General features: G+C 63.4%; 27 protein-coding genes and 1 tRNA gene. 11 read left to right on the top strand and 17 right to left on the bottom strand.

Going from position 1 to position 25,591, the window contains the following annotated elements; genetic code table 11:
• The 10 genes from H618_RS21865 to H618_RS0117720 form a co-directional block, all read right to left on the bottom strand.
• The coding region (locus H618_RS21865) for a toxin VasX (protein WP_033727771.1) at positions 1-952 on the bottom strand (952 nt) is incomplete at its 3' end.
• Positions 949-1,890 (bottom strand): DUF4123 domain-containing protein, encoded by a 942-nt coding sequence (locus H618_RS0117680; RefSeq protein WP_028696330.1) that lies wholly within the window; start codon positions 1,888-1,890, stop codon positions 949-951. The genes H618_RS21865 and H618_RS0117680, both read right to left, overlap by 4 nt.
• 432 nt (positions 1,891-2,322) lie before the next feature.
• Positions 2,323-3,423 carry a redox-regulated ATPase YchF gene (ychF, locus tag H618_RS0117685; protein ID WP_028696331.1) on the bottom strand — a complete coding sequence of 367 codons (1,101 nt, stop codon included), beginning with the start codon at positions 3,421-3,423 and terminating at the stop codon, positions 2,323-2,325.
• Between the two features lie 22 nt (positions 3,424-3,445).
• Positions 3,446-4,030, bottom strand: a complete 585-nt coding sequence (pth, locus tag H618_RS0117690; RefSeq protein ID WP_028696332.1) for an aminoacyl-tRNA hydrolase — start codon at positions 4,028-4,030, stop codon at positions 3,446-3,448.
• A 76-nt stretch (positions 4,031-4,106) separates the two neighbouring features.
• A complete protein-coding gene (locus tag H618_RS0117695) occupies positions 4,107-4,709 on the bottom strand; it encodes a 50S ribosomal protein L25/general stress protein Ctc (RefSeq protein WP_028696333.1) in 603 nt (200 codons plus the stop codon).
• A gap of 136 nt (positions 4,710-4,845) precedes the next feature.
• Positions 4,846-5,787: a ribose-phosphate pyrophosphokinase gene (locus H618_RS0117700; protein WP_028696334.1), complete on the bottom strand. Its 942-nt coding sequence runs from the start codon at positions 5,785-5,787 to the stop codon at positions 4,846-4,848.
• A 46-nt stretch (positions 5,788-5,833) separates the two neighbouring features.
• Positions 5,834-5,908, bottom strand: a tRNA-Gln gene (locus H618_RS0117705).
• A 34-nt stretch (positions 5,909-5,942) separates the two neighbouring features.
• Positions 5,943-6,782 (bottom strand): 4-(cytidine 5'-diphospho)-2-C-methyl-D-erythritol kinase, encoded by an 840-nt coding sequence (gene ispE, locus H618_RS0117710; RefSeq protein WP_028696335.1) that lies wholly within the window; start codon positions 6,780-6,782, stop codon positions 5,943-5,945.
• A gap of 3 nt (positions 6,783-6,785) precedes the next feature.
• Positions 6,786-7,403 carry a lipoprotein insertase outer membrane protein LolB gene (gene lolB / locus H618_RS0117715; protein ID WP_028696336.1) on the bottom strand — a complete coding sequence of 206 codons (618 nt, stop codon included), beginning with the start codon at positions 7,401-7,403 and terminating at the stop codon, positions 6,786-6,788.
• 3 nt (positions 7,404-7,406) lie between these two features.
• Positions 7,407-9,137: a tetratricopeptide repeat protein gene (locus H618_RS0117720; RefSeq protein WP_028696337.1), complete on the bottom strand. Its 1,731-nt coding sequence runs from the start codon at positions 9,135-9,137 to the stop codon at positions 7,407-7,409.
• A gap of 169 nt (positions 9,138-9,306) precedes the next feature.
• Between H618_RS0117720 and hemA the strand changes: the two genes are divergently transcribed.
• From hemA to H618_RS0117750, 6 genes are all read left to right on the top strand, one after another.
• Complete coding sequence (gene hemA / locus H618_RS0117725) at positions 9,307-10,584, top strand: glutamyl-tRNA reductase (protein WP_028696338.1); 1,278 nt, start codon at positions 9,307-9,309, stop codon at positions 10,582-10,584.
• Positions 10,581-11,663: a peptide chain release factor 1 gene (gene prfA, locus H618_RS0117730; protein ID WP_028696339.1), complete on the top strand. Its 1,083-nt coding sequence runs from the start codon at positions 10,581-10,583 to the stop codon at positions 11,661-11,663. The genes hemA and prfA overlap by 4 nt, the downstream gene beginning before the upstream one ends.
• Positions 11,664-12,494: a peptide chain release factor N(5)-glutamine methyltransferase gene (prmC, locus tag H618_RS0117735; RefSeq protein WP_028696340.1), complete on the top strand. Its 831-nt coding sequence runs from the start codon at positions 11,664-11,666 to the stop codon at positions 12,492-12,494.
• Complete coding sequence (gene moeB / locus H618_RS0117740; RefSeq protein WP_028696341.1) at positions 12,488-13,243, top strand: molybdopterin-synthase adenylyltransferase MoeB; 756 nt, start codon at positions 12,488-12,490, stop codon at positions 13,241-13,243. The genes prmC and moeB overlap by 7 nt, the downstream gene beginning before the upstream one ends.
• The gene (gene murI / locus H618_RS0117745; protein WP_028696342.1) at positions 13,236-14,033 is read left to right on the top strand and encodes a glutamate racemase; all 798 of its coding nucleotides are present in this window, start codon (positions 13,236-13,238) and stop codon (positions 14,031-14,033) included. Before moeB ends, murI begins: the two co-directional genes overlap by 8 nt.
• A 103-nt stretch (positions 14,034-14,136) precedes the next feature.
• Entirely contained in the window at positions 14,137-14,664 is a 528-nt protein-coding gene (locus H618_RS0117750) for an acyloxyacyl hydrolase (RefSeq protein ID WP_033727773.1), read from the top strand.
• A 61-nt stretch (positions 14,665-14,725) separates the two neighbouring features.
• On the opposite strand, the gene H618_RS0117755 is transcribed toward H618_RS0117750, so the two are convergent.
• The 5 genes from H618_RS0117755 to H618_RS0117775 all read right to left on the bottom strand — a co-directional run bounded on the left by H618_RS0117755 (position 14,726) and on the right by H618_RS0117775 (position 19,785).
• Positions 14,726-15,406: an SDR family NAD(P)-dependent oxidoreductase gene (locus H618_RS0117755; RefSeq protein WP_028696344.1), complete on the bottom strand. Its 681-nt coding sequence runs from the start codon at positions 15,404-15,406 to the stop codon at positions 14,726-14,728.
• A gap of 21 nt (positions 15,407-15,427) precedes the next feature.
• Positions 15,428-16,846 (bottom strand): deoxyribodipyrimidine photo-lyase, encoded by a 1,419-nt coding sequence (phrB, locus tag H618_RS0117760; RefSeq protein WP_028696345.1) that lies wholly within the window; start codon positions 16,844-16,846, stop codon positions 15,428-15,430.
• Positions 16,847-16,875: 29 nt separating this feature from the next.
• Entirely contained in the window at positions 16,876-17,748 is an 873-nt protein-coding gene (locus H618_RS0117765; RefSeq protein WP_028696346.1) for a MerR family transcriptional regulator, read from the bottom strand.
• The gene (locus H618_RS0117770) at positions 17,738-18,706 is read right to left on the bottom strand and encodes a YbgA family protein (RefSeq protein WP_028696347.1); all 969 of its coding nucleotides are present in this window, start codon (positions 18,704-18,706) and stop codon (positions 17,738-17,740) included. Before H618_RS0117770 ends, H618_RS0117765 begins: the two co-directional genes overlap by 11 nt.
• A gap of 92 nt (positions 18,707-18,798) precedes the next feature.
• Positions 18,799-19,785, bottom strand: a complete 987-nt coding sequence (locus H618_RS0117775) for an NAD(P)/FAD-dependent oxidoreductase (RefSeq protein ID WP_028696348.1) — start codon at positions 19,783-19,785, stop codon at positions 18,799-18,801.
• A 188-nt stretch (positions 19,786-19,973) separates the two neighbouring features.
• Here H618_RS0117775 and H618_RS0117780 point away from each other — a divergent pair, with 188 nt between their 5' ends.
• Both H618_RS0117780 and hemH read left to right on the top strand, forming a co-directional pair.
• Positions 19,974-20,879: a TIGR01777 family oxidoreductase gene (locus H618_RS0117780; protein WP_028696349.1), complete on the top strand. Its 906-nt coding sequence runs from the start codon at positions 19,974-19,976 to the stop codon at positions 20,877-20,879.
• 13 nt (positions 20,880-20,892) lie between these two features.
• Positions 20,893-21,909 carry a ferrochelatase gene (hemH, locus tag H618_RS0117785; RefSeq protein WP_028696350.1) on the top strand — a complete coding sequence of 339 codons (1,017 nt, stop codon included), beginning with the start codon at positions 20,893-20,895 and terminating at the stop codon, positions 21,907-21,909.
• A 61-nt stretch (positions 21,910-21,970) separates the two neighbouring features.
• Here hemH and H618_RS0117790 read toward each other — a convergent pair whose 3' ends face one another.
• Both H618_RS0117790 and upp read right to left on the bottom strand, forming a co-directional pair.
• Entirely contained in the window at positions 21,971-23,245 is a 1,275-nt protein-coding gene (locus H618_RS0117790; protein WP_028696351.1) for a uracil-xanthine permease family protein, read from the bottom strand.
• Positions 23,246-23,247: 2 nt separating this feature from the next.
• Positions 23,248-23,886, bottom strand: coding sequence for a uracil phosphoribosyltransferase (gene upp / locus H618_RS0117795; RefSeq protein WP_028696352.1), 639 nt, complete (start codon positions 23,884-23,886; stop codon positions 23,248-23,250).
• Between the two features lie 165 nt (positions 23,887-24,051).
• Between upp and H618_RS0117800 the strand changes: the two genes are divergently transcribed.
• From H618_RS0117800 to H618_RS0117810, 3 genes are all read left to right on the top strand, one after another.
• On the top strand, positions 24,052-24,609 hold the full coding sequence (locus H618_RS0117800; RefSeq protein ID WP_028696353.1) for a hypoxanthine-guanine phosphoribosyltransferase: 558 nt from the start codon (positions 24,052-24,054) through the stop codon (positions 24,607-24,609).
• A gap of 109 nt (positions 24,610-24,718) precedes the next feature.
• The gene (locus tag H618_RS0117805) at positions 24,719-25,189 is read left to right on the top strand and encodes a hypothetical protein (protein WP_028696354.1); all 471 of its coding nucleotides are present in this window, start codon (positions 24,719-24,721) and stop codon (positions 25,187-25,189) included.
• A gap of 68 nt (positions 25,190-25,257) precedes the next feature.
• On the top strand, positions 25,258-25,548 hold the full coding sequence (locus H618_RS0117810; RefSeq protein ID WP_028696355.1) for a PA4642 family protein: 291 nt from the start codon (positions 25,258-25,260) through the stop codon (positions 25,546-25,548).
• Positions 25,549-25,591 lie beyond the last annotated feature (43 nt).

Genomic DNA, 25,591 nt, shown 5'->3' on the forward strand with positions numbered 1-25,591 from the left:
CAGTGTATTTGACGAGCTTTTTCTGCCGGATCAGCGCATCGGCCCCCTCTTCGGAATACGCAGCCTGCTTGTGCATGGCCTCGAAGTAGTTGCTGATGAGCGTCGCGCTCTGCAATGCGTGGGCATTCTGGCCGGCATACTTCGTCTTGCGCTCCACCGCGCTGCTGACCAGGTAGTGCAACTCGCTGGCAATGCCGATGGGGTCGGGCAGGGCAACGGCCAGCGGCGTGATATCGCGGCGTCCGTAGAGTCCGGCATGGAGGCCCTGGATGATGGCGTTGTAGTCAGGTGCGCTGTTGGGAAACTGGATCTCGCTCCACTCGAAGTGCCTGGGCGTGCTGTAGCCCCTGGGAATCAGTTCCGGGGTGGCATTGCCGACCAGCACGGCATTGAAGGCATGGGGCTGCTCAGGCCCGGCCGCGGGGTCGAGCCTGACGGCGAGGGTGTCGCGCAAGCCATCCTGATTGGTTTCGATGGCCCATAGCGCACGGTGGCTGAGCAGCGTGTCGCTGATCATCACGTACACCTGCTCGGCGATATGGCTTTCCGGGGCTTGCAGGTAGGGCCTGGCTTGCTGGACTTCGGGCACGCCCTGGCGACCTGGGGTGGCGTCGACTTCGTCGCAGCGGTCCCACCAGATGCGCGCGAAGCGGATGTCCTCGGTGACCTGATAGTGCTGAGTCCACATCCGCCCGTCCTTGAAGTAGCACAGGTAGACGTAGCTGCCAGGGCGCAATAAGCGCAGGCCATAGGCTTTACCTGAGCCAAGGGCGGGATAGCCGTCGGTGCAGAGGGTGGGGAAGATACTGGGTTCGAGCGGCGTGTCGACGATGCCGTAGCGCAACGGGTAGATCGGGATGCTGGGTTCGCACGGCGGGTGCATGATACCGATGCCGACTTCCTTCTGATTGGGCCGGTTGGTGCCGAGGGCGATCTTGTACGTGCGGGTCATGGCGTTTCTCCGGTCACATCCTGCGCTGCCAATTGCGCGAGCCGTGCTTCTGCATCGATCAGCCGCTGTTTTCCCTCGACCGCGCGCCGCAGCATGATTTCGCGAAGCATCCGGTCGTGGTCGAAGAAGCGCTGCGGATACCGCAACCGCAGCTCCATGAAGTGGCGCACGTCGCGCTCCGTGCGTAGCGTCAATTCGCTGGCTTCAAGGGCGAAGGCGTTCAGCCGGCGCCAGAGCTCGGCCTGAGCGTCTGCAGCGTCGTAAACCGGGAAGCGCCTGCGAAACTCACGGGCGCAATCGCGCATGAACCAGGCCCGGGTGGCCGGGTTCAGCGCCGCCTCATCGTAGGTGCTCAGCTCGAAGGGCCATTGCGCGATGGTCGGCGCCGCGCCGGTCACGGGCGCATCGACCGATAACCACTCGCCCGAGTATTGGTCGCCGGCGTACCAGACAAGGCGTTGAATAGGGCCGAGCAGTTGCGCCAGCCGCTCGGCTGGCAAGGCTTCGCAGAGTTCTTCGAGGGCGCGAAAGGCACCGAGGCCGAACGACAGCGCTTGACCGTTGGCACCTGTCAGCTGTTGCAGATGCTCGAGGTGGGCCACGAGGCTGTCTTCATCGTCCGGCGCCAGCACAATCAAGCCGATCTGCTGGGGCAGCCAGTGAGCGAGCGCGTGGTTGAAGATCGACTCATCGAGCGTCACCAGCAGCGGCCCTGAACGATAGCCCGGTGGGGTGAACGCCCACGGTGTGCCGTACCACAGCCAGCGACCGCTGAAGAATCGGTCGAGCTGCTTGAGTTCATCCTGGAGGGTCGGGCTCAGTGCGCCGTTCAGCCAGACCCACGCCCGAGCGCTTTGTTGCAGTGTGGCCCAGTCCGGTGTGGGAGATGCCTTGACCACTTGGCGCGAATAGTCGGGAAACTCGGACGTTGCGTTCATCAGGCAGCTCCCCTGCAGGCAGCGATCCTGTGGCGAGCGTCAGCTATCCAGCGGGTGATGAAAGATGAAATCGTCATGGTGAGCTCCCGGTGAGGACGAACTTGAATGGCCGTCTCTGGCGTCAAGTGGCGGTCACTCTTTTTAGAAGCATCATCCGAGGTTGGGAATTGAGAACGGTCTGAGGATCGTGCAGGAAGCGTCCTTTTCTCGTTGTAAGGCTCGAGGCGTGCCTGGAAAAGCGCGTTGTGAGTGGTTGCAGCAGGAGAGAGTGCCCACTTGAAAAGCGCTGACAGGGCGCATCAGAGGAAGGGGGCGTAGCGGGGGCAGCTATTGCTGGCAGTACGGCGGGGTCGGCGGAGCGGCGGGTGCGGCAGACCCCTGGGCAAAGGGCCTGCCGATTCCAGCGAACGTTGCCGAACGCTGAAGGGAACGTCAGACGTTGAAGCGGAAGTGCATCACGTCACCGTCCTTGACGATGTATTCCTTGCCTTCCAGACGCCATTTGCCGGCTTCCTTGGCGCCGCTTTCACCCTTGAACTGGATGAAGTCGTCGTAGGCCACCACTTCGGCACGGATGAAGCCTTTCTCGAAGTCGGTATGGATCACGCCAGCGGCCTGCGGGGCGGTGGCGCCGACCCGCACGGTCCAGGCACGTACTTCTTGCACGCCGGCAGTGAAGTAGGTCTGCAGGTTGAGCAGTTCGTACCCGGCGCGGATCACGCGGTTCAGGCCAGGTTCTTCGAGGCCCAGGGCTTCGAGGAACATGTCTTTCTCTTCGCCGTCGTCCAACTCGGCGATTTCCGCTTCGATCTTGTTGCACACCGGCACCACCACCGCGCCTTCTTCTTCAGCGATGGCCTTGACCACGTCCAGGTGCGGGTTGTTGTCGAAGCCGTCTTCGGCGACGTTGGCGATGTACATCACCGGCTTGCTGGTCAGCAGGTGGAAGTTGCGCACCACGGCCTTCTCGTCGGCGCTCATGCGCTTCATCAGGCTGCGAGCCGGCTTGCCTTCGGTGAAGTGTGGAATCAGTTGTTCGAGGATGGCCTTCTGCGCCAAGGCTTCCTTGTCGCCGCCCTTGGCGTTGCGTGCAACCTTCTGCAGTTGCTTCTCGCAGCTGTCGAGGTCGGCGAAGATCAGTTCCAGGTCGATGATCTCGATGTCGCGCTTGGGGTCGACGCTGTTGGAGACGTGAATCACGTTCTCGTCTTCGAAGCAGCGCACCACGTGGGCGATGGCATCGGTCTCGCGAATGTTGGCGAGGAACTTGTTGCCCAGGCCTTCACCTTTCGAGGCGCCCGCGACCAGGCCGGCGATGTCGACGAATTCCATGGTGGTGGGCAGGATGCGGTTGGGCTTGACGATTTCTGCCAGTGCCGCGAGGCGTGCATCGGGCATGGGCACGATGCCGCTGTTTGGCTCGATGGTGCAGAAGGGGAAGTTCTCAGCGGCGATGCCCGACTTGGTCAGCGCGTTGAACAGGGTGGACTTGCCAACGTTGGGCAGACCGACGATGCCGCAATTCAAACCCATGGGAATTCCCCTCTCTAGGAAGTCAGGCCTTTTGGCCGTGCAGCTCGCGCATCGCCTTGGCGAAGTCGCCAGCGAGGACATCCGGCAGCACGCCGAGGGCGTAATCGATACTGGTGTCGAGTTTGTCCTGCTCGGCGCGCGGGGCGCGGCCAAGGACGAAGTTGGACACCAGCTTGGCGTCACCTGGGTGGCCGATGCCAAGCCTCAGGCGATGGAAATCGTTCTGGTTGCCGAGTTGCGCGATGATGTCGCGCAGACCGTTATGGCCACCGTGGCCGCCGCCCTTCTTGAGCTTGGCGACGCCCGGAGGCAGGTCGAGTTCGTCGTGGGCCACCAGGATCGCTTCCGGCGCGATGCGGAAGAAATTGGCCAATGCCGCCACGGACTGGCCGCTGCGGTTCATGTAGGTGGTGGGGATCAACAGACGAACATCACGGCCCTGATGGCTGAATTTCGCCGTCAGACCAAAATACTTGCGGTCAGCGCTGAGTGAAACACGCTGGGCGCTGGCGATGCGTTCAACGAAAAGAGCCCCTGCGTTATGCCGGGTCTGTTCGTATTCGGGGCCTGGGTTTCCCAGGCCGACGATCAACTGGATGGCGGTCACGTCAGGGGCTCTTCCTTGGGGTAGTCAGGGTACGGTGCGCGGCACTGTACCCTGAGCAACACCGGCGTGCGAGTGATTACTCGGCAGCGCCTTCTTCACCTTCTTCTTCAGCAACGATGCGTGGCGCGTGAACGTTGGCAACGGCTTTGTCGTCGCCGTGGGCCAGGGCCACGAACTCGACGCCTTTCGGAGCCTTGAGGTCGGACAGGTGAATGATGGTGCCGATTTCAGCGCCGTCGAGGTTGACTTCGATGAACTCAGGCAGGTCCTTGGCTTCGCAGGACACTTCGATCTCGGTTTCGGTGTGCGAGATCTCGCCGCCGTTCTTCAGGGTGGTTTCTTCGTTGACGAAGTGAACCGGAACCTTGGCGGTCAGCTTCTGGCCAGCAACGACGCGAACGAAGTCGGCGTGCATGATGAAGCCTTTGGACGGGTGACGCTGCATGGCCTTGACGATGACGTTCTGCTTGGCGCCGTCGACGTTCAGTTCCAGAACGTGGCTGTAGGCAGCTTCGTTCTCGAACAGTTTGGCGATTTCCTTGGCCACGATGGTCAGGGATTGTGCTTCCTGGTTACCGCCGTAAACGACGGCAGGGATGCTGGCGGAGTGACGCAGGCGGCGGCTCGCACCTTTCCCCAGGTCAGTACGCGCTTGGGCGTTCAGGGTGAATTCGTTCATTTTACTTCTCCAAAGTAGCCAGCCCCGAGTGACACTTGCGACCAGTGCCAAGGCGGGGTGGGCAAAAAAGCCCCGCCCCAACGAAGGTGTTGGGGCGGGGCGCTTCATCAACGGACGTTTAGCGGCAGGGCAGGCCCTAGCGGAACATCGCGCTGATCGATTCTTCGTTGCTGATACGGCGAACCGCTTCGGCAACGACCGGTGCGATATCCAGTTGGCGGATACGGTCACAGGCTTGAGCAGCGGCCGACAGCGGGATGGTGTTGGTCACCACCAGCTCGTCGAGTACCGACTTCTCGATGTTCTCGATCGCCCGGCCGGAAAGGACAGGGTGCGTGCAGTAGGCGTAAACCTTGGCAGCGCCGTGTTCTTTCAATGCCTTGGCCGCATGGCACAGGGTGCCGGCGGTGTCGACCATGTCGTCTACCAGGATGCAGGTGCGTCCTTCGACGTCGCCGATGATGTGCATCACTTCGGAGTGATTGGCCTTTTCACGGCGTTTGTCGATGATCCCGAGGTCGACGCCCAGGGACTTGGCGACGGCGCGAGCACGCACCACACCGCCGATGTCCGGGGAGACGATCATCAGGTTGTCGAAACGCTGGTCTTCGATGTCGTCGACCAGTACGGGCGAGCCGTAGATGTTGTCGACGGGGATATCGAAGAAGCCCTGGATCTGGTCTGCGTGCAGGTCGACGGTGAGTACACGGTCGATGCCGACGACAGTGAGCATGTCAGCGACGACTTTGGCGCTGATGGCTACACGTGCCGAACGCGGACGGCGATCCTGGCGGGCGTATCCGAAGTAGGGAATCACGGCGGTGATTCGGGAGGCTGAGGAGCGGCGGAAGGCGTCGGCCATCACTACCAGTTCCATCAGATTATCGTTGGTCGGGGCACACGTCGGCTGAATGATGAAGACGTCTTTGCCGCGAACGTTTTCATTGATCTCAGTGCTGATCTCGCCGTCGGAGAACTTACCGACAGAAACATCACCCAGTGGGATATGCAGCTGACGTACGACACGCCGAGCCAGATCGGGGTTGGCATTCCCCGTGAAGACCATCATCTTGGACACGCGCAGTACCTGAAGGCTGAGGGTAACCTGGATGAGAATAGGAAAATGGCAGGGGCGGCTGGATTCGAACCAACGCATGGCAGGATCAAAACCTGCTGCCTTACCGCTTGGCGACGCCCCTGTATCTGTTGCTGCGAATACTGTGTATTCGACTTCTAGAGCAGGCCTTGAAGCGTGCGGTGCAATATCGATACATTGCAACCTTTAGCGACAAACCCTGTTTGGGTCTCTGAAAGAAGGGCCAGAACTTTATCAGCTTCGACTTTGCTTGGGAAGGCCCCAAACACGCAACTTCCAGTACCGGTTAATCGAGCGTCCGTATATTTACCCAATGAAATCAGCGCGTTGCGAACTTCTGGATAACGTTGCTCTACCACCGGTTGGCAGTCATTACGACTGTTTCCCTCGGGAACGGGGCGCATCTTAAGGGGGAGGGAATCACGTGTCAACTGCGGATGTGAAAAAATTTCCGCTGTGCTGACAGACACTTGCGGCACCAGTACGACGTACCAGGGCTCTTGTGGAGCGACCGGTGTCAGCTGTTCGCCGACGCCCTGGGCGAACGCTGCATGACCGCGTACGAACACCGGCACGTCGGCGCCCAGGCCCAGGCCCAGCTGCGCCAGGCGATCGAGGTCCCAGCCGAGTTGCCACAGATGATTGAGCCCGAGCAGTGTGGTGGCGGCATCCGAACTGCCGCCACCGATGCCGCCGCCCATGGGCAGCAGTTTGTCGAGCCAGATGTCGGCGCCCAGCGGGCAGCCGGCGAGGCGTTGCAATTGACGCGCGGCACGCACGATCAGGTTGCTGTCGTGCGGCACTGATTCAAGTGCGTCGTGCAGGCGGATTTCGCCATCTTCACGCAGCGAGAAGCGCAGGGTGTCGCCGTGGTCGAGAAACTGGAACACGGTTTCCAGCAGGTGGTAGCCATCGTCGCGGCGACCCAGAATGTGCAACCACAGGTTGAGCTTGGCGGGAGCGGGCAGGGTCAGCACGGATCAGTGTCCCAGCTGGCGCGGCTGCCAGTCCTTGACCACCAGGGTGACGTCGATATTTTCGCCGTGCAGCTTGAGTCGCTCAGGCAGCCAGTAGCCGTTCTGCTCGGCATAGCTGAGGTATTCGACCTGCCAGCCATCCTGCTTCAGGCTGGCCAGGCGGCTGTCGCCGTCGAGGGTCAGCTGACTCTTGCTGTCGGGCGCCGGCAGGCCACGCACCCACCACACCAGGTGCGACACCGGCAGGCGCCAGCCCAGCTGTTCTTGCAGCAGTGCTTCAGGGTCGGCCGCTTCATAGCGGCCCTGGTTGGCAACTTCCAGCGCCACTGCGCCGGGACGCCCGGTCAGGCGTGCGGCGCCACGGCCCAGCGGGCCCGCCAGGCGGATGTCGTAGTAGTCTTGGCGCTGCAGCCAGAACAACGTGCCGCTGCCCGAGTCCTGCGGCGCGCGGATGCCGACCTTACCGTTGATCTGCCAGCCGTCGAGGCTGCTGAGTTGAGCCTTGTGCTCACGCCATTGCTGGGAATTGCCTTGCCCTTGCAAGGCTTCGCGGGAACCTATGCCGGCGCAGCCGGCGAGCAGGGCGATCAGGCTGAAGGTGATGAGTTGACGCATGAACATGTCTTATAGAGCCTCGGATCCGGTCAGGCGCAGGATGGTCTTGCGCAGGACTTCGCTGTCGGGTTGGTTGGCCAGGGCTTTGCTCCAGACCTGGCGCGCCTCGCGGCGTTTGCCATTGGCCCACAACACTTCGCCCAAGTGGGCTGCGACTTCCGGGTCGGGCAGGCGCTCGAAGGCCTGGCGCAGATAGCGCTCGGCTTCATCGAGGTTGCCCTGGCGGTAGTTGACCCAACCCAGGCTGTCGAGCACCGCCGGATCGTCCGGGGTCAGCGACAGGGCTTTTTCGATCAGGCGCTGGGCTTCTTCGAAGCGGGTGGTGCGGTCGGCCAGGGTGTAGCCCAGGGCGTTGAGGGCCATGGCGTTTTCCGGCTCGCGCTCGAGAATGGCGCGCAGGTCTTTTTCCATCTGCGCCAGATCGTTGCGTTTCTCGGCGAGCATGGCCCGGCTGTAGAGCAGGTTGAGGTCGTCGGGGAAGCGCTGGGTGGCCTGGCGCAGTACCTGGTCGGCTTCGGCGTCCTTGTCGTTGTTGCTGTAGCTTTCCGATTCGATCAGGTACAGCTGGATGGCGTAGTCCGGCTGGGCTTCGCGGGCCTCGGCCAGCAATCGTGAGGCTTCGCTGGCGCGGCCGTTGGCGATGAGGATGTCGGCCTGACGCAACTGCGCGGCCAGGTAGTCGGGGCCTGGGCCTACCAGGGCGTACTCGCGCAACGCGGCCTGTGGGTCGTTGCGCTCTTCGCGGATGCGGCCCAGGTTCAGGTGCGCGGCATCGGCGTTGGCGTCGCGCTCGACCAGCTCTTGCAGGTAGCCCTCGGCCTCGTCCCAATCCTTGTTTTCCAGGCTGATCAGCGCCAGGGAATAGCGCAGTTCGTCGTCTTCCGGGTATTGCTGGACCAGGCTGACGAATTCGCTCTTGGCCTCGGGGATACGATCGAGCTCGACCAGCGTGCGCGCGTAAGTCAGCCGCAGGCGCTTGTCGTCAGGGTTTTCGCGGATGGCGCTGCGCAGCAATGGCAGAGCTTCGTCGCCACGCTCCAGAGCCTGCAGCAGGCGGGCGCGCAGAAGGATCGGCGCGATCTCGCCATCCTGCACCGGGTGCGATTCGAGCAGCTCCAGGGCTTGCTCGCTCTTGCCATCCTGATTCAGCAGCAAAGCCTTGCCGAACAGCAGCTGGCTGTTGGCCGGGTGCTTGACCAGCAGGCGGTCGAAGCTCTGCAGCAGGCCGTCGCGGGTGCTCTGGTCGGTTTCGGCAGCCGACAGGGCGAGGAAGTCGAAATGGGTATCGCCCTTGGCCTGCAAGACCTTTTCCATGTACGTCATGGATTCGTCGTAGCGTCCGGCGCGGGCCAGCTGGATGGCGGCTGCGCGCTGGGCGTCAAGGTTGTCGGCATCGTTACGCGCCCAGAGCAGCGCGGTGTCGAGCGCCGGCTCGTCGGCGCCGAGGTATTCGGCGATGCGGTAGGCGCGCTCGGAAACCCCGGAATCCTGGGTTTTTTCCGCCTGATCGACGTAGTTGGCCAAGGCAATGTCGAAACGGTTGCGCTGACCGGCCAGCTCGGCCACCAGCAGGCTGTAGAGCGTATCGGGCTTGAACGAGCCGTACACCACAGGTTCGGCCGGTGCCTCTTGCTCGCTAGCCTCGGGCGCCTCGGGTTCGGAGGCCGCATGATGCGGCGGCAGATTCTGGCAGCCCTGGAGCAGGGCGAGGGCGAGCAGCAATGCGTAGCGTCTGTTCATAAAGGAGGCTTAAGGGGGCTAACCGGCGGTGTGGGGCATGATGACACAAGCGCGGTGGCAAACCCACCGACGATGGTCGCGCTTTATAGGGACAATAGCGAACGGTGGTTGTTCTGAATCCTGCGAAGTAGGACAATTATCGGCTTCACGTCACAATCAGCGACCGCGCATGGCCTTTCTCGCACTCGGGATCAATCACAAGACTGCCTCGGTCGACGTACGCGAGCGCGTGGCGTTCACGCCCGAGCAGCTGGTCGATGCCCTGCAGCAGCTGTGTCGCCTGACCGCCAGCCGCGAGGCGGCGATTCTCTCGACCTGCAACCGCAGTGAACTGTACCTGGAACAAGACACCCTCTCGGCTGACGATGTACTGCTGTGGCTGGCCAATTACCACCGCTTGAGCCTCGACGAGCTTCGCGCCAGTGCCTACGTGCACGAAGAACATGCTGCAGTAAAGCACATGATGCGCGTCGCCTCCGGGCTCGACTCGCTGGTGCTCGGCGAGCCGCAGATTCTCGGCCAGATGAAATCGGCCTATGCCGTGGCCCGCGAGGCCGGCACGGTCGGGCCTTTGCTGGGGCGACTGTTCCAGGCCACTTTCAGCGCCGCCAAGCAGGTGCGCACCGATACTGCCATCGGCGAGAACCCGGTGTCGGTGGCCTTTGCCGCGGTCAGCCTGGCGCGGCAGATCTTCAGTGACCTGGGCCGCAGCCAGGCGTTGCTGATCGGTGCCGGCGAAACCATCACCCTGGTCGCCCGGCACCTGCACGAGCAAGGCGTGCGGCGCATCGTCGTCGCCAACCGCACCCTGGAGCGGGCCAGCATTCTCGCCGAGCAGTTCGGCGCCCATGCCGTACTGCTGGCCGATATTCCCCAGGAACTGGCCAACAGTGACATCGTCATCAGTTCCACCGCCAGCCAACTGCCGATTCTTGGCAAGGGCGCCGTGGAAAGTGCCCTGAAGGCGCGTCGGCACAAGCCGATTTTCATGGTCGACATCGCCGTGCCGCGCGACATCGAGCCCGAGGTCGGTGAACTCGACGATGTCTACCTGTACACCGTCGATGACCTGCACGACGTGGTCGCGGAAAACCTCAAGAGCCGCCAGGGCGCTGCCCAGGCCGCCGAGGAACTGGTCGCGGTCGGCGCCGATGATTTCATGCTGCGTCTGCGCGAGCTGGCCGCTGTCGATGTTCTGCGTGCCTACCGCCAGCAGAGCGAGCGCCTGCGCGACGAAGAGCTGCACAAGGCCCAGCGCTTGCTGGCCAATGGCGGCAACCCGGAAGAGGTACTGGCGCAACTGGCCCGGGGCTTGACCAACAAACTGCTGCACGCGCCCAGCGTGCAATTGAAAAAGCTCTCTGCCGAAGGCCGCGTCGATGCGCTGGCGATGGCTCAGGAACTCTTCGCCCTCCATGAGGGCTCGACGGACAAGACCCCGCAATGAAAGCGTCGCTGCTGAACAAACTGGACACCCTCCAGGACCGCTTCGAAGAACTCACCGCCTTGCTCGGTGACGGCGAAGTGATCGCCGACCAGACCCGCTTCCGCACCTATTCGCGCGAATACGCCGAGGTGGAGCCGGTGGTCGGCGCTTATCAGGCCTGGCGCAAGGTGCAGGATGACCTCGAAGGCGCCCAGGCGCTGCTCAAGGATGCCGACCCCGACCTGCGCGAAATGGCCCAGGAAGAGGTGCGTGAGGCCAAGGCGCAATTGCTCGAGCTGGAGTCGCAGTTGCAGCGCATGCTGCTGCCCAAGGACCCCAACGACAACCGCAACGTGTTCCTCGAGATTCGTGCCGGCACCGGTGGCGACGAGGCGGCGATCTTCTCCGGCGACCTGTTCCGCATGTATTCGCGCTATGCGGAAAAACGTGGCTGGCGCCTGGAAGTGCTCTCTGAAAACGAAGGTGAGCACGGCGGCTACAAGGAAATCATCGCCCGGGTCGAGGGCGACAGCGTCTACGCCAAGCTCAAGTTCGAATCCGGCGCCCACCGCGTGCAGCGTGTGCCGGAAACCGAGAGCCAGGGCCGAATTCACACCTCGGCCTGCACCGTGGCGGTGCTGCCCGAGCCTGACGAGCAGGTGGCGATCGAAATCAACCCGGCCGATCTGCGGGTCGATACCTACCGCGCCTCCGGTGCCGGCGGTCAGCACATCAACAAGACCGACTCGGCGATTCGCATCACCCACTTGCCCACCGGCATCGTCGTCGAGTGCCAGGAAGAGCGTTCGCAGCACAAGAACCGCGCCCGCGCGCTGTCGTGGCTGTCGGCCAAGCTCAACGACATGCAGACCAGCGCCTCGCAGAACGCCATCGCCAGCGAGCGCAAGTTGCTGGTCGGTTCGGGCGACCGTTCCGAACGCATTCGCACGTACAACTACCCTCAGGGCCGGGTCACCGATCACCGCATCAACCTCACCCTGTACTCGCTCGACGAAGTGCTCGCAGGCGGCGTGGAAGCGGTGATCGAGCCGCTGCTCAGCGAATACCAGGCCGATCAACTGGCTGCTCTGGGGGACTGAATGACCATCATTGCCAGCCTGCTGCGCGACGCGCAGTTGCCCGAGTCGGACAGCGCCCGTCTGGATGCCGAACTGCTGCTTGCAGCGGCCCTGGGCAAGTCGCGCAGCTACCTGCGCACCTGGCCCGAGCGCATCGTCAGCAGCGAGGCGGCGCAGTGCTTTCAGGGGTATCTGGAGCGGCGCCGTGGCGGCGAGCCGGTGGCCTACATCCTCGGGCACCAGGGCTTCTGGACCCTGGACCTGGAGGTGGCGCCAGACACCTTGATTCCGCGTCCTGACACCGAAGTGCTGGTGGAAAGCGCGCTCGAGCTGCTCTCGGCAACTCCGGCGCAGGTGCTCGATCTTGGCACCGGCAGCGGGGCCATTGCCCTGTCGCTGGCAAGCGAGCGGCCGGCCTGGCAGGTCACTGCGGTGGACCGCGTCGAAGCCGCGGTGGCCCTGGCCGAGCGCAACCGTCAGCGGCTGGGGCTGAAGAATGTCCGCGTGCTGGCCAGCAACTGGTTCGAGAATCTGGCCGGGCAGCGTTTCCAACTTATCCTGAGCAACCCCCCCTACATTCCCGAGCACGATCCGCACCTGCTGCGTGGCGATGTGCGTTTCGAGCCCAGCAGTGCCCTGGTGGCCGGTGCCGATGGCCTCGAAGACCTGCGCCAGATCATTGCCCAGGCTCCGCAGCACTTGCAGGCCGGTGGCTGGCTGCTCCTCGAACACGGTTACGACCAGGCGCCGGCAGTGCGCGAACTGCTTGCCCGGCAGGGTTTCGTCGAGGTCGAGAGTCGTCTCGATCTGGGCGGCCACGCCCGGGTCTCGCTGGGTCGGCTGCCATGCTGAGCGATGCAGAACTGCTGCGCTACAGCCGGCAGATTCTGCTCGCGCAGGTCGACATCGACGGCCAGTTGCGCCTCAAGAACAGCCGGGTACTGCTGGTCGGGCTGGGCGGGCTGGGCTCGCCGGCGGCGCTTTATCTGGCCGCCGCCGGCGTTGGTGAGTTGCACCTGGCCGATTTCGATAGCGTCGACCTGACCAACCTGCAACGCCAGGTGCTGCACGACAGCACCAGCGTCGGCATGAGCAAGGTCGATTCGGCCATGGCCCGCCTGCAGGCCATCAACCCCGAGGTGGTGCTGCATGCCCATCGCCAGGCGCTCGAGGGTGATGCCCTGGCGGCAGCGGTGGCGGCGGTCGATGTGGTGCTTGATTGCTCCGACAATTTCACCACCCGCGAAGCGGTCAACGCGGCCTGCGTGGCAGCGCTCAAGCCGTTGGTCAGCGGGGCGGCGATTCGCCTCGAGGGGCAGTTGTCGGTGTTCGACCCACGCCTTGCGGCAAGCCCGTGCTACCACTGCCTGTACGGCCATGGCAGTGAGGCGGAGCTGAGCTGCAGCGAAGCCGGTGTGCTCGGCCCGCTGGTGGGCATGGTCGGCAGCCTGCAAGCCCTGGAAGCGCTGAAGCTGCTGGCAGGCTTCGGCGAACCGCTGGTGGGGCGGCTGCTGCTGATCGATGCCAGCAGCAGCCGCATGCGCGAATTGCGCGTCAAGCGTGATCCGGCCTGTGCGGTATGCGCCAGCCGCCATGAGTGACCGCGCAGCGCCGGTCGGCGTGATGGATTCCGGGGTCGGCGGCCTGTCTGTCCTGGCCGAGATTCAGCGCTTGCTGCCCAGCGAGTCGCTGCTCTATGTGGCAGATTGCGGGCACGTGCCGTACGGCGAAAAATCCCCCGAGTACATTCGCCAGCGCTGCCGGCAGATTGCCGCGTTCTTCCGTGAACAGGGCGCCAAGGCCATGGTGCTGGCCTGTAACACCGCCACCGTGGCCGCCGTCGCCGATCTGCGCACGCTGTACCCGGACTGGCCGTTGGTGGGCATGGAGCCGGCGGTCAAGCCGGCTGCGGCAGCCACCCGGTCCGGCGTGGTCGGGGTGCTGGCCACCACTGGCACGTTGCAGAGCGCCAAGTTCGCAGCGCTGCTCGACCGCTTCGCCAGTGATGTGCGGGTGATCACTCAGCCGTGTCCGGGCCTGGTCGAGTGCATCGAAGCTGGTGACCTGCACAGCCCGGCGCTGCGCGAGCTGCTTGCCGGGTACCTGCAACCCTTGCTCGAGGCCGGCTGCGACACGCTGATCCTCGGCTGCACGCATTACCCCTTCCTGCGCCCGTTGTTGGCGACGATGGTGCCGCAGGATGTCGCGATCATCGACACCGGCGCAGCGGTGGCGCGGCAACTGCAGCGTTTGCTGGACGAGCGCGGATTGCTTGCCGAGGGGCCTGCGCGCGACACCGATTTCTGGACCAGCGCAGATCCGCAGAATCTGAGAAAAATTCTTCCTTTGTTGTGGAATAAATCCGACAGTGTGCAAAGCTTTCGCTTGTAAAAAAAATGTGAAAAGCCGTGCTGAAAGCTGAACTATCGTACTAGTGGCGTTTTCTACACAACGGCCTGTTGAGGCATACACTAATAACAGCATCGTAAGAAGGATGTTTCTCATGAAGAAACTGCTCGGCTTGGCGGCGGTTGCTGCTTTGACACTGGGGCAAGCGGTGACGGCGCAGGCGGCGGACGTCTCGTTGTCGGTGGGGCAGACCGGTGATTCCACCATGGTCTACCGCTTGGGTGTTCAGTCGAACTGGGATGCCAGTTGGTGGCAGACCAGCGTCGGTCGCGTCACCGGGTATTGGGATGGGGCCTATACCTTCTGGGATGGCGATGACCGCGCCAGCAACCACAGCCTGTCGTTCGCTCCGGTCTTCGTCTACGAATTCGCCGGCGAGTCGGTGAAGCCGTATATCGAGGCAGGCATCGGCGTGGCGGCGTTTTCCCGTACCAAACTGGAAAGCAACGACCTGGGTGGCTCGTTCCAGTTCGAAGATCGCGTCGGTTTCGGCCTTCGCTTCGCCGGTGGTCACGAAGTGGGCGTGCGCGCCATTCACTACTCCAACGCCGGCATCAAGCAGCCCAACGACGGCGTGGAAGCCTATTCTGTGCACTACCGGATGGCGCTTTAAGCATCCCCCGCGCCAGGGCCTGCCTACCTGCGCAGGCCCTGACGCTGTTGTGGTTGGCTGACTAGATCGACATCAGTGGCCACAACGCCCTCAGACCCAGCGCCTCCAGCACCACTTCCTGCTGACGTTCGGGCAATCTGCCAAGAATCTCGGTGGCCGCCGTTTGCGCAGTCCAGCGCTCGGGGATAGGGTCGATCGCCCATGGGGCGTGTTGAGCATGGGGTGTGATAACGGTCAGGTCGATGCCGGCTTCCTGCAGCTGTGGTCTTAGCTGTTCGAGCCGACAGGGCAGGCTGTTGGAAGGCGAGGGCGGCAGGCTGGGATCAGACAGCTGCGAAACGGTATAGAGGTTGAGAATGACCACCAGCTGCGGGCGCTCTCCGCGTTCGAGCAGCGGCAAAGCAGCCTCGAGGAATTGTTCGAATGCCTGCATGTTGGTCTTGATCACCGCATGCACCAGCTGGCTCTCGGTGATCTGGGTGGGCAAGTAATCGCAGGTGCCGGCATTGACGATCAGGGTATCCAGCGCTCCCCAGGCCTGTTGCAGGTACTCCCCGCCAGTCTGCGGTGCGCCAGGCAATGCCAGCATGCGGCTGCCCTGGCGCCTGGCCATTGCATGAAACTGCAGATTGTTGCGTCCGCTGGCGGCGACGCGCTGCTGCTGCGCCACCAAGTGTTCGACTAGAGCTGTCCCTAGCCCGTTAGTACTCCCGGTAACCCAGAACCGCCGTGAGTTATTCAAGATGCCGCCCCTCTGATTCTGTTAGCCGGGGAGGCTTTTGAACGCCTCCAGCGCGCGCTTACGACTACTATCGAGACTGACTATGGGTTTGACGTAATTAGTTGTAGCAAACTCATTTGCCGATTTCACGGGCATGTGGATCGATTTCTTGTCCAGTTGTTCAAGTTCTGGAAGCCAATGGGCGATGAACCGGCCTTCTGGATCGAAACGTGTGGACTGCGTCACAGGATTGAAAATCCGAAAATAAGGTACCGAGTCAGTGCCTGTGGACGCGCTCCATTGCCAGCCGCCGTTGTTCGCCGCCAGGTCGCCGTCGATCAGGTGGCGCATGAAAAAGCGCTCGCCTTCGCGCCAGTCGATCAGCAGATTCTTGCTGAGGAACATCGCAACCACCATGCGCAGGCGATTGTGCATCCATCCGGTGGCCAGCAGTTGTCGCATAGCGGCATCGATCAGCGGAAAACCGGTTCGGCCTTCTTGCCAGGCTTGCAGATCCTTCGGCGCATTGCGCCAGGGCAGCTTCTCGGTGTGCGCGCGAAACGCGCGGTGCATCGATACCTGTGGGTAACCGACCAGAATGTGCTTGTAGAACTCGCGCCAGATCAGCTCGCCGATCCAGGTCTGCGCGCCGACACTGCCACTGTCGAATTCGCCACGGTTGCTCGACAGCGCCGCGTGCAGGCATTGCCTGGGTGAGACCACACCCGCAGCCAGGTACGCCGAAAGCTGGCTGGTGCCGGGGCGTGCGGGCAGGTCTCGGGCTACCTGGTAATCGTCGATGGCCTCGTCGACGAAACGTTGCAGGCGCGTCTGCGCTTCTTCTTCACCTGCGGGCCAGAGCTTGCGCAGGGTTTCCGGGGGCGTCTCGAAGCCCTCGATGTGCCGGGGGATGGCATCGCTGCTGATCTTCAGCGGCGTCTGCGCCGCGACCTTGCCCGCCAACCCCGGCACACCAACGTGCAGGCGTTCCATGCAGACCTTCTTGAACTGACTGAAGACCTGGAAGTAGCCGCCGCTGCGGGTGAGGATGCTGCCAGGGCTGAAGAGCAATTGGTCGAGGTAGCTGTTGACGCCAATCTCGGCGGCCTCCAGCGCCTCGCGGGTGGCCTGGTCGCGGCGAGTTTCATTGACGCCGTAGTCGTCGTTCCAGTGCACCGCTTCGACCTGGTGCTTCTGGCACAGCTCAAGCACGGCCTGCGGCACGTCTTGCCAAGTGCGCGTGGTGCGCACCAGCAGGGGAATGTTCAACGCTTCGAGGGATTTGCGCAGATCGCGCAGGTTGCGCAGCCAGAAATCCACCTTGCACGGCGCTTCGTCGTGCTCGAGCCATTGCTCGGGGCTGGCGATCCACAGGGCAAGGGTCGGTCCGCGCTGGCAGGCGGCGGTCAGGGCGGTATTGTCGGTGATGCGCAAATCGTTGCGCAGCCAGATCAATTGCATGGCAGTTTTTCCGAAAGACAGATGAAAGGTCAGGCGGCGCGTAGACGCTGGAACTGGCGCAGGGCTTCGTGCGCGCTGCTGAACAGGTGCAAGGCGGGCAGGTTGAGTGCCAGCAGTTCGGCCTCATGGATGCTGACCGCCAGCCCGCCCAGCAGAATCGGCGTTGGCGATTCGTGCAGGGCCTTGAGCAGGTTGGCGCGCTCGAACTGCGCACCCATGCACAGCACCACCGCAGTCGGGCGAAGCTGCGCCACCGCAGGACGCAACTGTGCCAGGCCAATGGGCTGTTCGAGGACCACCACCGGCTGCCCACTGCTGCTCAGCAGCCAGGCGCACAGCCAGGCATCGGCGCTGAACGGCGCAGCTTCTTCCTGAACGATCAACACCGGCTGGCCTTCCAGCGACTGGTTGTCGTGGTAGACCCGCGCGCCCAGCTTGCTGCGCAGCCAGGTGAAGAAGAACACCTGCTCCAGGCGCGCGTTGAACTGGTTGCGCCAGCGCTCGGCAAGCTGCGCCAGCAGCGGCACCAGCAGGTGCTCACACAGGGTCACGGCAGGGTAGAGCGCCATGACCTGATTGAAGTGCTGGTCCAGCGCCCGCGACGACAACTGGGTGATGGCGTCGGTCAGTTGCTGGCAGCGCATCTGCCAATCACCCTGCGGGGCAACGGTAGGTTGGCGTTCCAGCAGGTCGCGCACCTGGCCCACCGAGGCGCCGCGTGCCAGCCAGTGCAGGATGTCCTGCACCCGCAGGACCTGATCCAGCGCATAAAGCCGGTGACCCTTGGCCGTCCGGTGCGGCGACAATAGCCCATGGCGGCGCTCCCAGGCACGTAGGGTGACCGGGTTGACCCCGGTGAGCCGGGCCACTTCACGGATGGGCAGCAACTGTTCAGATTGCATTGCGCAGCCCAAGTTTGGCGGGGTGGGGGTGCAGGTAGGCCTGTTGCATCAGGTAAGGGTCCGGGTGGTTGCGCAGATGGTGTTTGAACAAGGTCATCGGTACCACAAGCGGCACGCTGCCGCGGTGGTACTGCTCAATCAGTTGCTGAAGCTCCTGGCGGTCGTCGACATCCAGTGACTCGCGCAAATAGCCAGAGAGGTGTTGCAGTACGTTGCTGTGGGTGCCGCGGCTGGCGCAGCGGCGCAGGGCCTGCATCAGACGGCTGAAATAGCGTGCACCGATTTCGTTGGCATCGTCGTCACGCTTGAGCGTGCCCAGCAGCCGGCCTATATCGCGATAGGCCTGGGGGTTGTTGGCCATCAGCAGGTATTTGTAGCGCGAGTGAAAGGCGATCAGCGCGCCGCGGGTCAGGCCTTGCCCCATTACCTGCTGCCAGTCGACGTAGGCGTACACACGGCTGATGAAGTTTTCTCGCAGCACTGGATCGTGCAGACGGCCCTCTTCTTCCACCGGCAAATCCGGGCGCCGCGCGGTGAAGGCTTCGGCAAAGGCGCCGCGGCCGCCTTTGACTGCCGGGCGACCGCCGCTCTGATACACCTTGACCCGCTCCAGCCCGCAAGAGGGCGATTTCTGCATGAACACGTAGCCGCAGATATCGTGCAGCTGTTCGGCCATGAAGGCGCCGTAGTCGCGCAGGGGGATGGAGAAATCCTGCTCGGGGTCGCGGGTGCCGACCACCTGAGGGTGATCAGGGTCGCCGACCAGGCGAATAGGTTCGCGGGGGATGCCCAGGCCAATGGCGACCTCAGGGCATACCGATACCCAGTCGAAGTGCTCGTCGAACAATTCGTGGCACAGCGACGACTGTTTGTGACCGGCGTTGAAGCGCACGTTTTCGCCAATCAGGCAGGCGCTGATGCCGATGCGGAACTTGCCGGTGGTAGATGATCCAGTCATCGCAGCCTCCAAATCTTGTACAAGGTTAAAATCTTATACAAGTAATACCGGCAAAACGACGAACTCGTTCAATAAAATTCGCCGCGGACCGATCAGTCGAGGTGGCTCAGCAGGCGCTTGGCCGCATCCTGGCCGCTCAGCCAGGCGCCTTCCACACGCCCGGACAGGCACCAGTCGCCACAGGCGTACAGGCCTTGGTCAGGGTCGGCCAAAGAACCCCATTCGTGGTTGCCGGCCGGGCGCGCGTAGAGCCAGCGGTGAGCCAGCGAGAAGGTCGCGGCAGGGACCACGCAGCCGACCAGCTCGGCGAATTCGCCCCATAGCTGTTCGATGACCTGCTCCTTGGGCAGGTCGATGTGCTGGCGGCTCCAGTCCGAGGTGGCGTGCAGTACCCAGGTGTCCAGGTGCTCGTCACGGCCGGGCTTGCTGCGGTTGCGGGCCAGCCAGTCGAGCGGGTTGTCCTGCACGAAGCAGCCTTGCATCGGCGTCTGCAATGGCTCGGCGAAGCCCAGCGCGACGGCCCAGGTTGGCTCCATCTGCACGCCGGCCGCGATGCCTGCAAGTTTCGGTGCCCAGGCCAGCAACGGCGTGGCCTGCGGCGCCGGAACCGCGATCACCACGCGGCTGAAGGGGCCGTGATTGCAGCCATCGGCATCCTGCAGGTGCCAGTATTGCTGGCCACGGAACACCTCGGTGATGCGGCAGCCGAAGCTGACCGTGAGGTCGCCGAGCATGCCGCGGGTGATGGCGCTCATGCGCGGGATGCCGACCCAGCGGGTCTGTTCGTCCGGGGAGGGGGTGAGTACGCCGTCACGGTAGTTGTACAGCTGCGGCTTCCAGGCCTGCACCGAGCCTTCATCGAGCCAGTGGCGCACTTGTTCGACGAAGCGCCGGTCGCGGGCGGTGAAATACTGCGCGCCGAGGTCCAGCGCGCCGGCATCGCTGCGCTTGCTGGCCATGCGTCCACCGCTGCCGCGGCCCTTGTCGAAGACTTGCACGGTCTGGCCCGCGGCCTGCAGCGCCTGAGCGGCTGACAGGCCGGCGATACCGGCACCGATGATGGCAATAGGTACTGTCATGTTGGCCTCGTTGCAGCATGCTTTCAGGCAGCCTACGCCGCTGGACAAACCTGTACAATGCAAAACTTGTGTATAAGGTTATACCGCCAGGTCCATGGTTTGGCCTATGTTTATCCGAGAGCGTTTGCGTTGAAAAAGTGCCATGGTCGTAAAAATAGACCACAGCCAAAGACCGCGAGGACACAGCCATGCATATCTTGCTGACCGGTGGTACAGGCCTGATAGGTCGCCAGCTCTGCCACCTTTGGAGTTATCGAGGGCATCGTGTCACGGTCTGGAGTCGATCTCCTGAAACCGTGGCAGAACGTTGCGGCCCGGGTGTGCGGGGTATTGCCCGGCTGGATCAGCTGGCAGCGGATGAGGTGGTCGACGCGGTGGTCAACCTGGCGGGGGCACCCATCGCCGACCGTCCTTGGACCAGCGCGCGCCGGGCACTGCTGTGGGCCAGCCGCATCACCCTCACCGAACAACTGCTGAGCTGGCTGGAGCAACGCCGCCAGCGCCCCAGTGTGCTGCTCTCAGGCTCAGCGGTGGGCTGGTATGGCGATGGCGGTGAGCGCGAACTGAACGAGGACTCGCCGCCGGTCAAGGAAGATTTCGCCAGCCAGCTGTGCATCGCCTGGGAAGAGACGGCGCTGCGTGCAGAACCATTAGGCCTGCGTGTGGTGCTGGTGCGCACCGGTCTGGTGCTGTCCGCCGAGGGCGGGTTGCTGGCGCGCCTGCGCGTGCCGTTCAAGCTGGGCCTGGGCGGGCCGATTGGCAATGGCCGGCAGTGGATGCCGTGGATTCACATTGCCGACCAGGTGGCGCTGATCGATTTCCTGCTGCAAAACCCCGAGGCACGTGGTCCGTATAATGCCTGCGCCCCGCAACCGGTGCGCAACCGCGAATTCAGCCAACAACTGGGGCGGGTGCTGCACCGTCCGGCGTTCATGCCGCTGCCGGCGCTGGTGCTCAAAGCCTTGCTGGGCGAGCTGTCCGGGTTGCTGTTGGGCGGTCAGCGGGCACGCCCGGCGCGGCTGCTGGACGCCGGTTTCACCTTCCGTTTCAACGATCTGCAATCGGCGCTGGACGATCTGTCCAGCGCTCTCTGACATAGGATGCTGCATGACCGATCACGCCCTGCTGCTGGTCAACCTGGGCTCGCCGGCCTCCACTTCGGTGGCCGATGTGCGCAGTTACCTCAACCAGTTCCTCATGGACCCTTACGTGGTCGACCTGCCGTGGCCGCTGCGCCGGCTGTTGGTGTCGCTGATTCTGATCAAGCGTCCGGAGCAGTCGGCCCATGCCTACTCATCGATCTGGTGGGATGACGGCTCACCGCTGATCGTGCTGACCCGTCGCTTGCAGGCGGCGATCACGCCTTACTGGCCCCATGGCCCGGTGGAAATCGCCATGCGCTATGGCCAGCCCGCCTTGCCCGAAGTGCTGTCGCGCCTGGCTGCCCAGGGCGTGCGCCAGGTGACACTGGCGCCGCTGTACCCGCAGTTTGCCGACAGCACCGTGACCACCGTGGTCGAGCAGGCCCGGCAGACCATCGCCGAACACCGACTGGCGCTGCAGATGCGCGTGCTTGCACCGTTCTATGACGATCCGAGCTACATCGACGCATTGGCCAACAGCGCCCGGCCGCACCTCGAACAAGGCTATGACCATCTGCTGCTGAGCTTCCACGGCCTACCTGAGCGGCATATCAGGAAGCTGTTGCCCAAGGGCAGCGGGCATGACCTGCGTGCGGCGCAGTGCTGCGCAGGCGCCAGTGCCGAGGTGCGTGCGGTGTGCTATCGCGGGCAGTGCCAGGCCACGGCCAAGGCCTTCGCTCAGCGCCTGGGCATTGCCGACGGAAAATGGTCGGTGTCGTTCCAGTCGCGGCTGGGCCGAGACAAATGGATCGAGCCCTACACCGAAAATCGTCTTGAGGAACTGGCCAGGGCGGGGGTGAAGAAGCTGCTGGTGATGTGCCCGGCGTTCGTCGCCGACTGCATCGAGACGCTCGAAGAAATCGGCATGCGCGGCAGCGAGCAGTTCATCGAGGCGGGCGGTGAGGAACTGGTGCTGGTGCCGTGCCTGAACGATGACCCGCACTGGGCCGAGGTGCTGGCAAGGCTCTGCGAGCGCGCCTGAGCCCTGAAAACGACGAACCGGCCATTGGCCGGTTCGTCGTTTTCAACTGAGCGAAGCGTAATTACGGCAACTGATCGTCGAGCTTGTTGTTTTTCCAGCCGTCGTTGCCAGGCAGGATCAGGTTCAAGGCGATCGCCACCACCGCGCACAGCGCAATGCCCTTCAGGCCCCAGTCGTCCGGGCCGTCGCCGCTGCCGATCAGCACGCCGCCGATGCCGAACACCAGGGTCACCGAGACGATCACCAGGTTGCGTGCCTCGGCCAGGTCGATGCGGTGGCGAATCAGGGTGTTCATGCCCACCGCCGCGATCGAGCCGAACAGCAGGCAGAGAATCCCGCCCATCACCGGCACCGGAATGCTTTGCAGCAAGGCCCCGAACTTGCCGATGAAGGCCAGGGTGATGGCGAACACCGCCGCCCAGGTCATGATCTTCGGGTTGTAGTTCTTGGTCAGCATCACCGCGCCGGTGACTTCGGCGTAAGTGGTGTTGGGCGGGCCGCCGAACAGGCCGGCAGCCGTGGTCGCCAGGCCGTCGCCGAGCAGGGTGCGGTGCAGACCGGGCTTTTTCAGGTAGTCGCGACCGGTCACGCTGCCCACGGCGATGACGCCACCGATGTGTTCGATGGCCGGTGCCAGGGCGACCGGCACGATGAACAGGATGGCCTGCCAGTTGAACGCCGGGGCGGTGAAGTTGGGCAGTTCCAGCCAGGGAGCGGCGGCGATCTTCGCGGTGTCGACCACGCCGAAGGCGAACGCCAGGGCAAAGCCCACCAGCACCCCGGAAATGATCGGCACCAGGCGGAACATGCCCTTGCCGAACACGGCGACCAGCAGCGTGGTGAGCAGGGCCGGCATGGAGATCAGCATGGCGGTCTGGTATGGCATCAGCGCCGAACCGTCACCAGCCTTGCCCATCGCCATGTTGGCGGCAATCGGCGCCATCGCCAGGCCGATGGAGATGATCACCGGACCGATCACCACCGGCGGCAGCAGGCGGTCGATGAAGCCGGTGCCTTTGATCTTCACCATCATGCCCATGAAGGTGTAGACGAAGCCTGCGGCCATCACCCCGCCCATGGTTTCGGCCAGGCCGAACTGCCCCTTGGCGAGGATGATCGGGGTGATGAACGCGAAGCTCGAGGCCAGGAACACCGGCACCTGACGGCCGGTCACCAGTTGGAACAACAAGGTGCCCAAGCCCGCGGTGAACAGCGCGACATTGGGGTCCAGGCCAGTGATCAGCGGCATTAGCACGAGCGCGCCGAAGGCCACGAAGAGCATCTGCGCGCCGGAAACGACCTGGCGCCAGAGCGGGTCGTTGAAGCCGTCCTGCATGCTCAGGCGTCCTTCTGCTTGGTGCCGAAGATCTTGTCGCCGGCATCGCCCAGGCCCGGCACGATGTAGCTGTCTTCGTTCAAACCTTCGTCGATGGAGGCGGTGAAGATGCGCACGTCCGGGTGGGCTTTTTCCACCACCGCGATGCCTTCAGGCGCGGCCACCAGGACCATGGCGCGGATGTCACGGCACCCGGCGCGTTTGAGCAGGTCGATGGTGGCGACCATGGAGTTGCCGGTGGCCAGCATCGGGTCGATGATCAGCGCCAGGCGCTGGTTGATTTCCGGTGCCAGCTTTTCCAGGTAGGTGTGCGCTTCGAGGGTCTCTTCGTTGCGCGCAACGCCCACGGCGCTGACCTTGGCGCCCGGAATCAGGCTGAGCACACCGTCGAGCATGCCGATACCGGCGCGCAGGATCGGCACCACGGTGATCTTCTTGCCGGCGATCTTCTCGACCGGCACCTTGCCGCACCAGCCGTCGATTTCATAGGTTTCCAGGGCCAGGTCCTGGGTGGCTTCGTAGGTCAGCAGCGCGCCGATTTCCTGGGCCAGTTCGCGAAAATTCTTGGTGCTGATATCGGCACGGCGCATCAGACCGAGCTTGTGACGGATCAGCGGATGGCGGATTTCACGCGTGGGCATATAAAGAGGGCTCCGGAAGGCGGGCAAAAAAACCGCGCTAGATTAATCGATTCGGTTCGGCATGTCGTGCGGTCATTCAGCACGTTAGTGCATATTCGCTTGATCTGCGGGGAACGGATGCGTACCTTTGCCCGCTTTTCCATTTCCCAGCCCCTGGAGCGCGCCATGCCCGCCGATCTCGAGCATATCCGTCAAGTCATGCACGAGGCAGATTGTCTGTACAGCGAAGCAGAAGTCGAAGCCGCCATCGCCAAGGTCGGCCAGCAGATCTGCCAGGAGCTGCACGACAAGAACCCCGTGGTGTTCTGCGTGATGAACGGCGGTCTGATCTTCGCCGGCAAACTGCTCACCCATTTGCAGTTCCCGCTGGAGGCTTCGTATCTGCACGCTACCCGCTACCGCAACCAGACCAGCGGTGGTGAGCTGTTCTGGAAAGCCAAGCCGGAGGTGTCGTTCATCGACCGCGACGTGTTGATCGTCGACGACATCCTCGATGAAGGTCATACCCTCAGCGCCATCATCGATTTCTGCACGCATTCCGGCGCCCGCGCCGTGCACACCGCAGTGCTGATCGACAAAGACCACGACCGCAAGGCCAGCCCTGAGCTCAAGGCCAACTACGTGGGCCTGCCCTGCGTCGACCGCTACATCTTCGGCTACGGCATGGACTACAAAGGCTACTGGCGCAATGCCAATGGCATTTTCGCCGTCAAGGGCATGTGAGCCTGGCCTGAGCCGCTTCAGGCCTGCATGGCTGCGGCGCACGATGGGCTGATGGGCAGCGGCGGCGGGTCGGCATGCTAGAGTGCCGCTTCATGCCCAGGAGCCTCCCATGCGCGCACTTGCCCCACTGCTGCTGGCTGTCAGCCTGCCGTTGTTCGCGGCCCCGTTGCACAGCCAGTTCCTCCCGCCTGACGATCAGGCCCTGCGCCAGCAAGCGCCGACCGCCCAGCAACTGCTGCAGGTCACCGACTATGCCGTGGTCGTGGGCGCCCAGCGCCAGTCCGACCAGCAACCGATCCCTATCACCTCGAGCCTGCAGATCAAGCTCAAGGGCAAGCCGCTGAGCAAGGGTGCGAGCATCGCCCAGGTGCTGCTCAGCTTCGATGCCGAGGGCGGCAAGAGCCTTAAGAAGCCGGTATACGATGAGGCCAGCCGACGCCTGACCCTGACCTACCCGGTGAGCGACTACCGGGTGATCATGGACCTGCTGCGCAATGAAACCCTGTACGTGCAGTTCCTCACCTATGCCAACGGCCACATCTGGGCCGACCTGCACACCGGGACCGTGCGTACGCGTTGAGGCACGCGGGGCAGGGGCGGTACACTGCCGGCCTTCGAATTTCCCGAGCCAGGCGGCTGGAGCCTTAGATGCGCAAAGACAAGAAGCAGATCATTGGTGATGAAATCAGCGACGACTACATCAAGGCTTTCCTGCTGTTCGAGCCGGCCGATGGGGTGACCTCGCCATCGCTGCACAAGCTGGTCAAGGCCTATCGCGGGTTGCGTGTCGACGACTTCCAGCGCTTCGTCGGCTTCTTCGTCGAAGCCGGCTTCGACCTCGATGGCAAGGATGCCGAGGGCAAGACCTTCGTCGAGCAGATCGCCGATCAGCGTACCGCGCCCGAGTACATCGAGATCATCGACAACGCCCGCGGCTGAGTCGCTTCGCTGAAATGAAAAAACGCCCCGAAGGGCGTTTTTT

This window comes from Pseudomonas cremoricolorata DSM 17059 = NBRC 16634 (assembly GCF_000425745.1).
Lineage (GTDB): Bacteria > Pseudomonadota > Gammaproteobacteria > Pseudomonadales > Pseudomonadaceae > Aquipseudomonas > Aquipseudomonas cremoricolorata.

Coding starts and splice junctions, on each gene's coding strand:
- ychF (WP_028696331.1), bottom strand. CDS start 3,423: ATGGGTTTGAATTGCGGCATCGTCGGTCTGCCCAACGTTGGCAAGTCC.
- hemA (WP_028696338.1), top strand. CDS start 9,307: ATGGCCTTTCTCGCACTCGGGATCAATCACAAGACTGCCTCGGTCGAC.
- prmC (WP_028696340.1), top strand. CDS start 11,664: ATGACCATCATTGCCAGCCTGCTGCGCGACGCGCAGTTGCCCGAGTCG.
- H618_RS0117780 (WP_028696349.1), top strand. CDS start 19,974: ATGCATATCTTGCTGACCGGTGGTACAGGCCTGATAGGTCGCCAGCTC.
- H618_RS0117765 (WP_028696346.1), bottom strand. CDS start 17,748: ATGCAATCTGAACAGTTGCTGCCCATCCGTGAAGTGGCCCGGCTCACC.
- H618_RS0117775 (WP_028696348.1), bottom strand. CDS start 19,785: ATGACAGTACCTATTGCCATCATCGGTGCCGGTATCGCCGGCCTGTCA.
- lolB (WP_028696336.1), bottom strand. CDS start 7,403: ATGTTCATGCGTCAACTCATCACCTTCAGCCTGATCGCCCTGCTCGCC.
- moeB (WP_028696341.1), top strand. CDS start 12,488: ATGCTGAGCGATGCAGAACTGCTGCGCTACAGCCGGCAGATTCTGCTC.
- H618_RS0117695 (WP_028696333.1), bottom strand. CDS start 4,709: ATGAACGAATTCACCCTGAACGCCCAAGCGCGTACTGACCTGGGGAAA.
- H618_RS0117810 (WP_028696355.1), top strand. CDS start 25,258: ATGCGCAAAGACAAGAAGCAGATCATTGGTGATGAAATCAGCGACGAC.
- H618_RS0117720 (WP_028696337.1), bottom strand. CDS start 9,137: ATGAACAGACGCTACGCATTGCTGCTCGCCCTCGCCCTGCTCCAGGGC.
- prfA (WP_028696339.1), top strand. CDS start 10,581: ATGAAAGCGTCGCTGCTGAACAAACTGGACACCCTCCAGGACCGCTTC.
- H618_RS0117680 (WP_028696330.1), bottom strand. CDS start 1,890: ATGAACGCAACGTCCGAGTTTCCCGACTATTCGCGCCAAGTGGTCAAG.
- H618_RS0117790 (WP_028696351.1), bottom strand. CDS start 23,245: ATGCAGGACGGCTTCAACGACCCGCTCTGGCGCCAGGTCGTTTCCGGC.
- H618_RS0117800 (WP_028696353.1), top strand. CDS start 24,052: ATGCCCGCCGATCTCGAGCATATCCGTCAAGTCATGCACGAGGCAGAT.
- hemH (WP_028696350.1), top strand. CDS start 20,893: ATGACCGATCACGCCCTGCTGCTGGTCAACCTGGGCTCGCCGGCCTCC.
- H618_RS0117770 (WP_028696347.1), bottom strand. CDS start 18,706: ATGACTGGATCATCTACCACCGGCAAGTTCCGCATCGGCATCAGCGCC.
- upp (WP_028696352.1), bottom strand. CDS start 23,886: ATGCCCACGCGTGAAATCCGCCATCCGCTGATCCGTCACAAGCTCGGT.
- murI (WP_028696342.1), top strand. CDS start 13,236: ATGAGTGACCGCGCAGCGCCGGTCGGCGTGATGGATTCCGGGGTCGGC.
- H618_RS0117805 (WP_028696354.1), top strand. CDS start 24,719: ATGCGCGCACTTGCCCCACTGCTGCTGGCTGTCAGCCTGCCGTTGTTC.
- phrB (WP_028696345.1), bottom strand. CDS start 16,846: ATGCAATTGATCTGGCTGCGCAACGATTTGCGCATCACCGACAATACC.
- H618_RS0117750 (WP_033727773.1), top strand. CDS start 14,137: ATGTTTCTCATGAAGAAACTGCTCGGCTTGGCGGCGGTTGCTGCTTTG.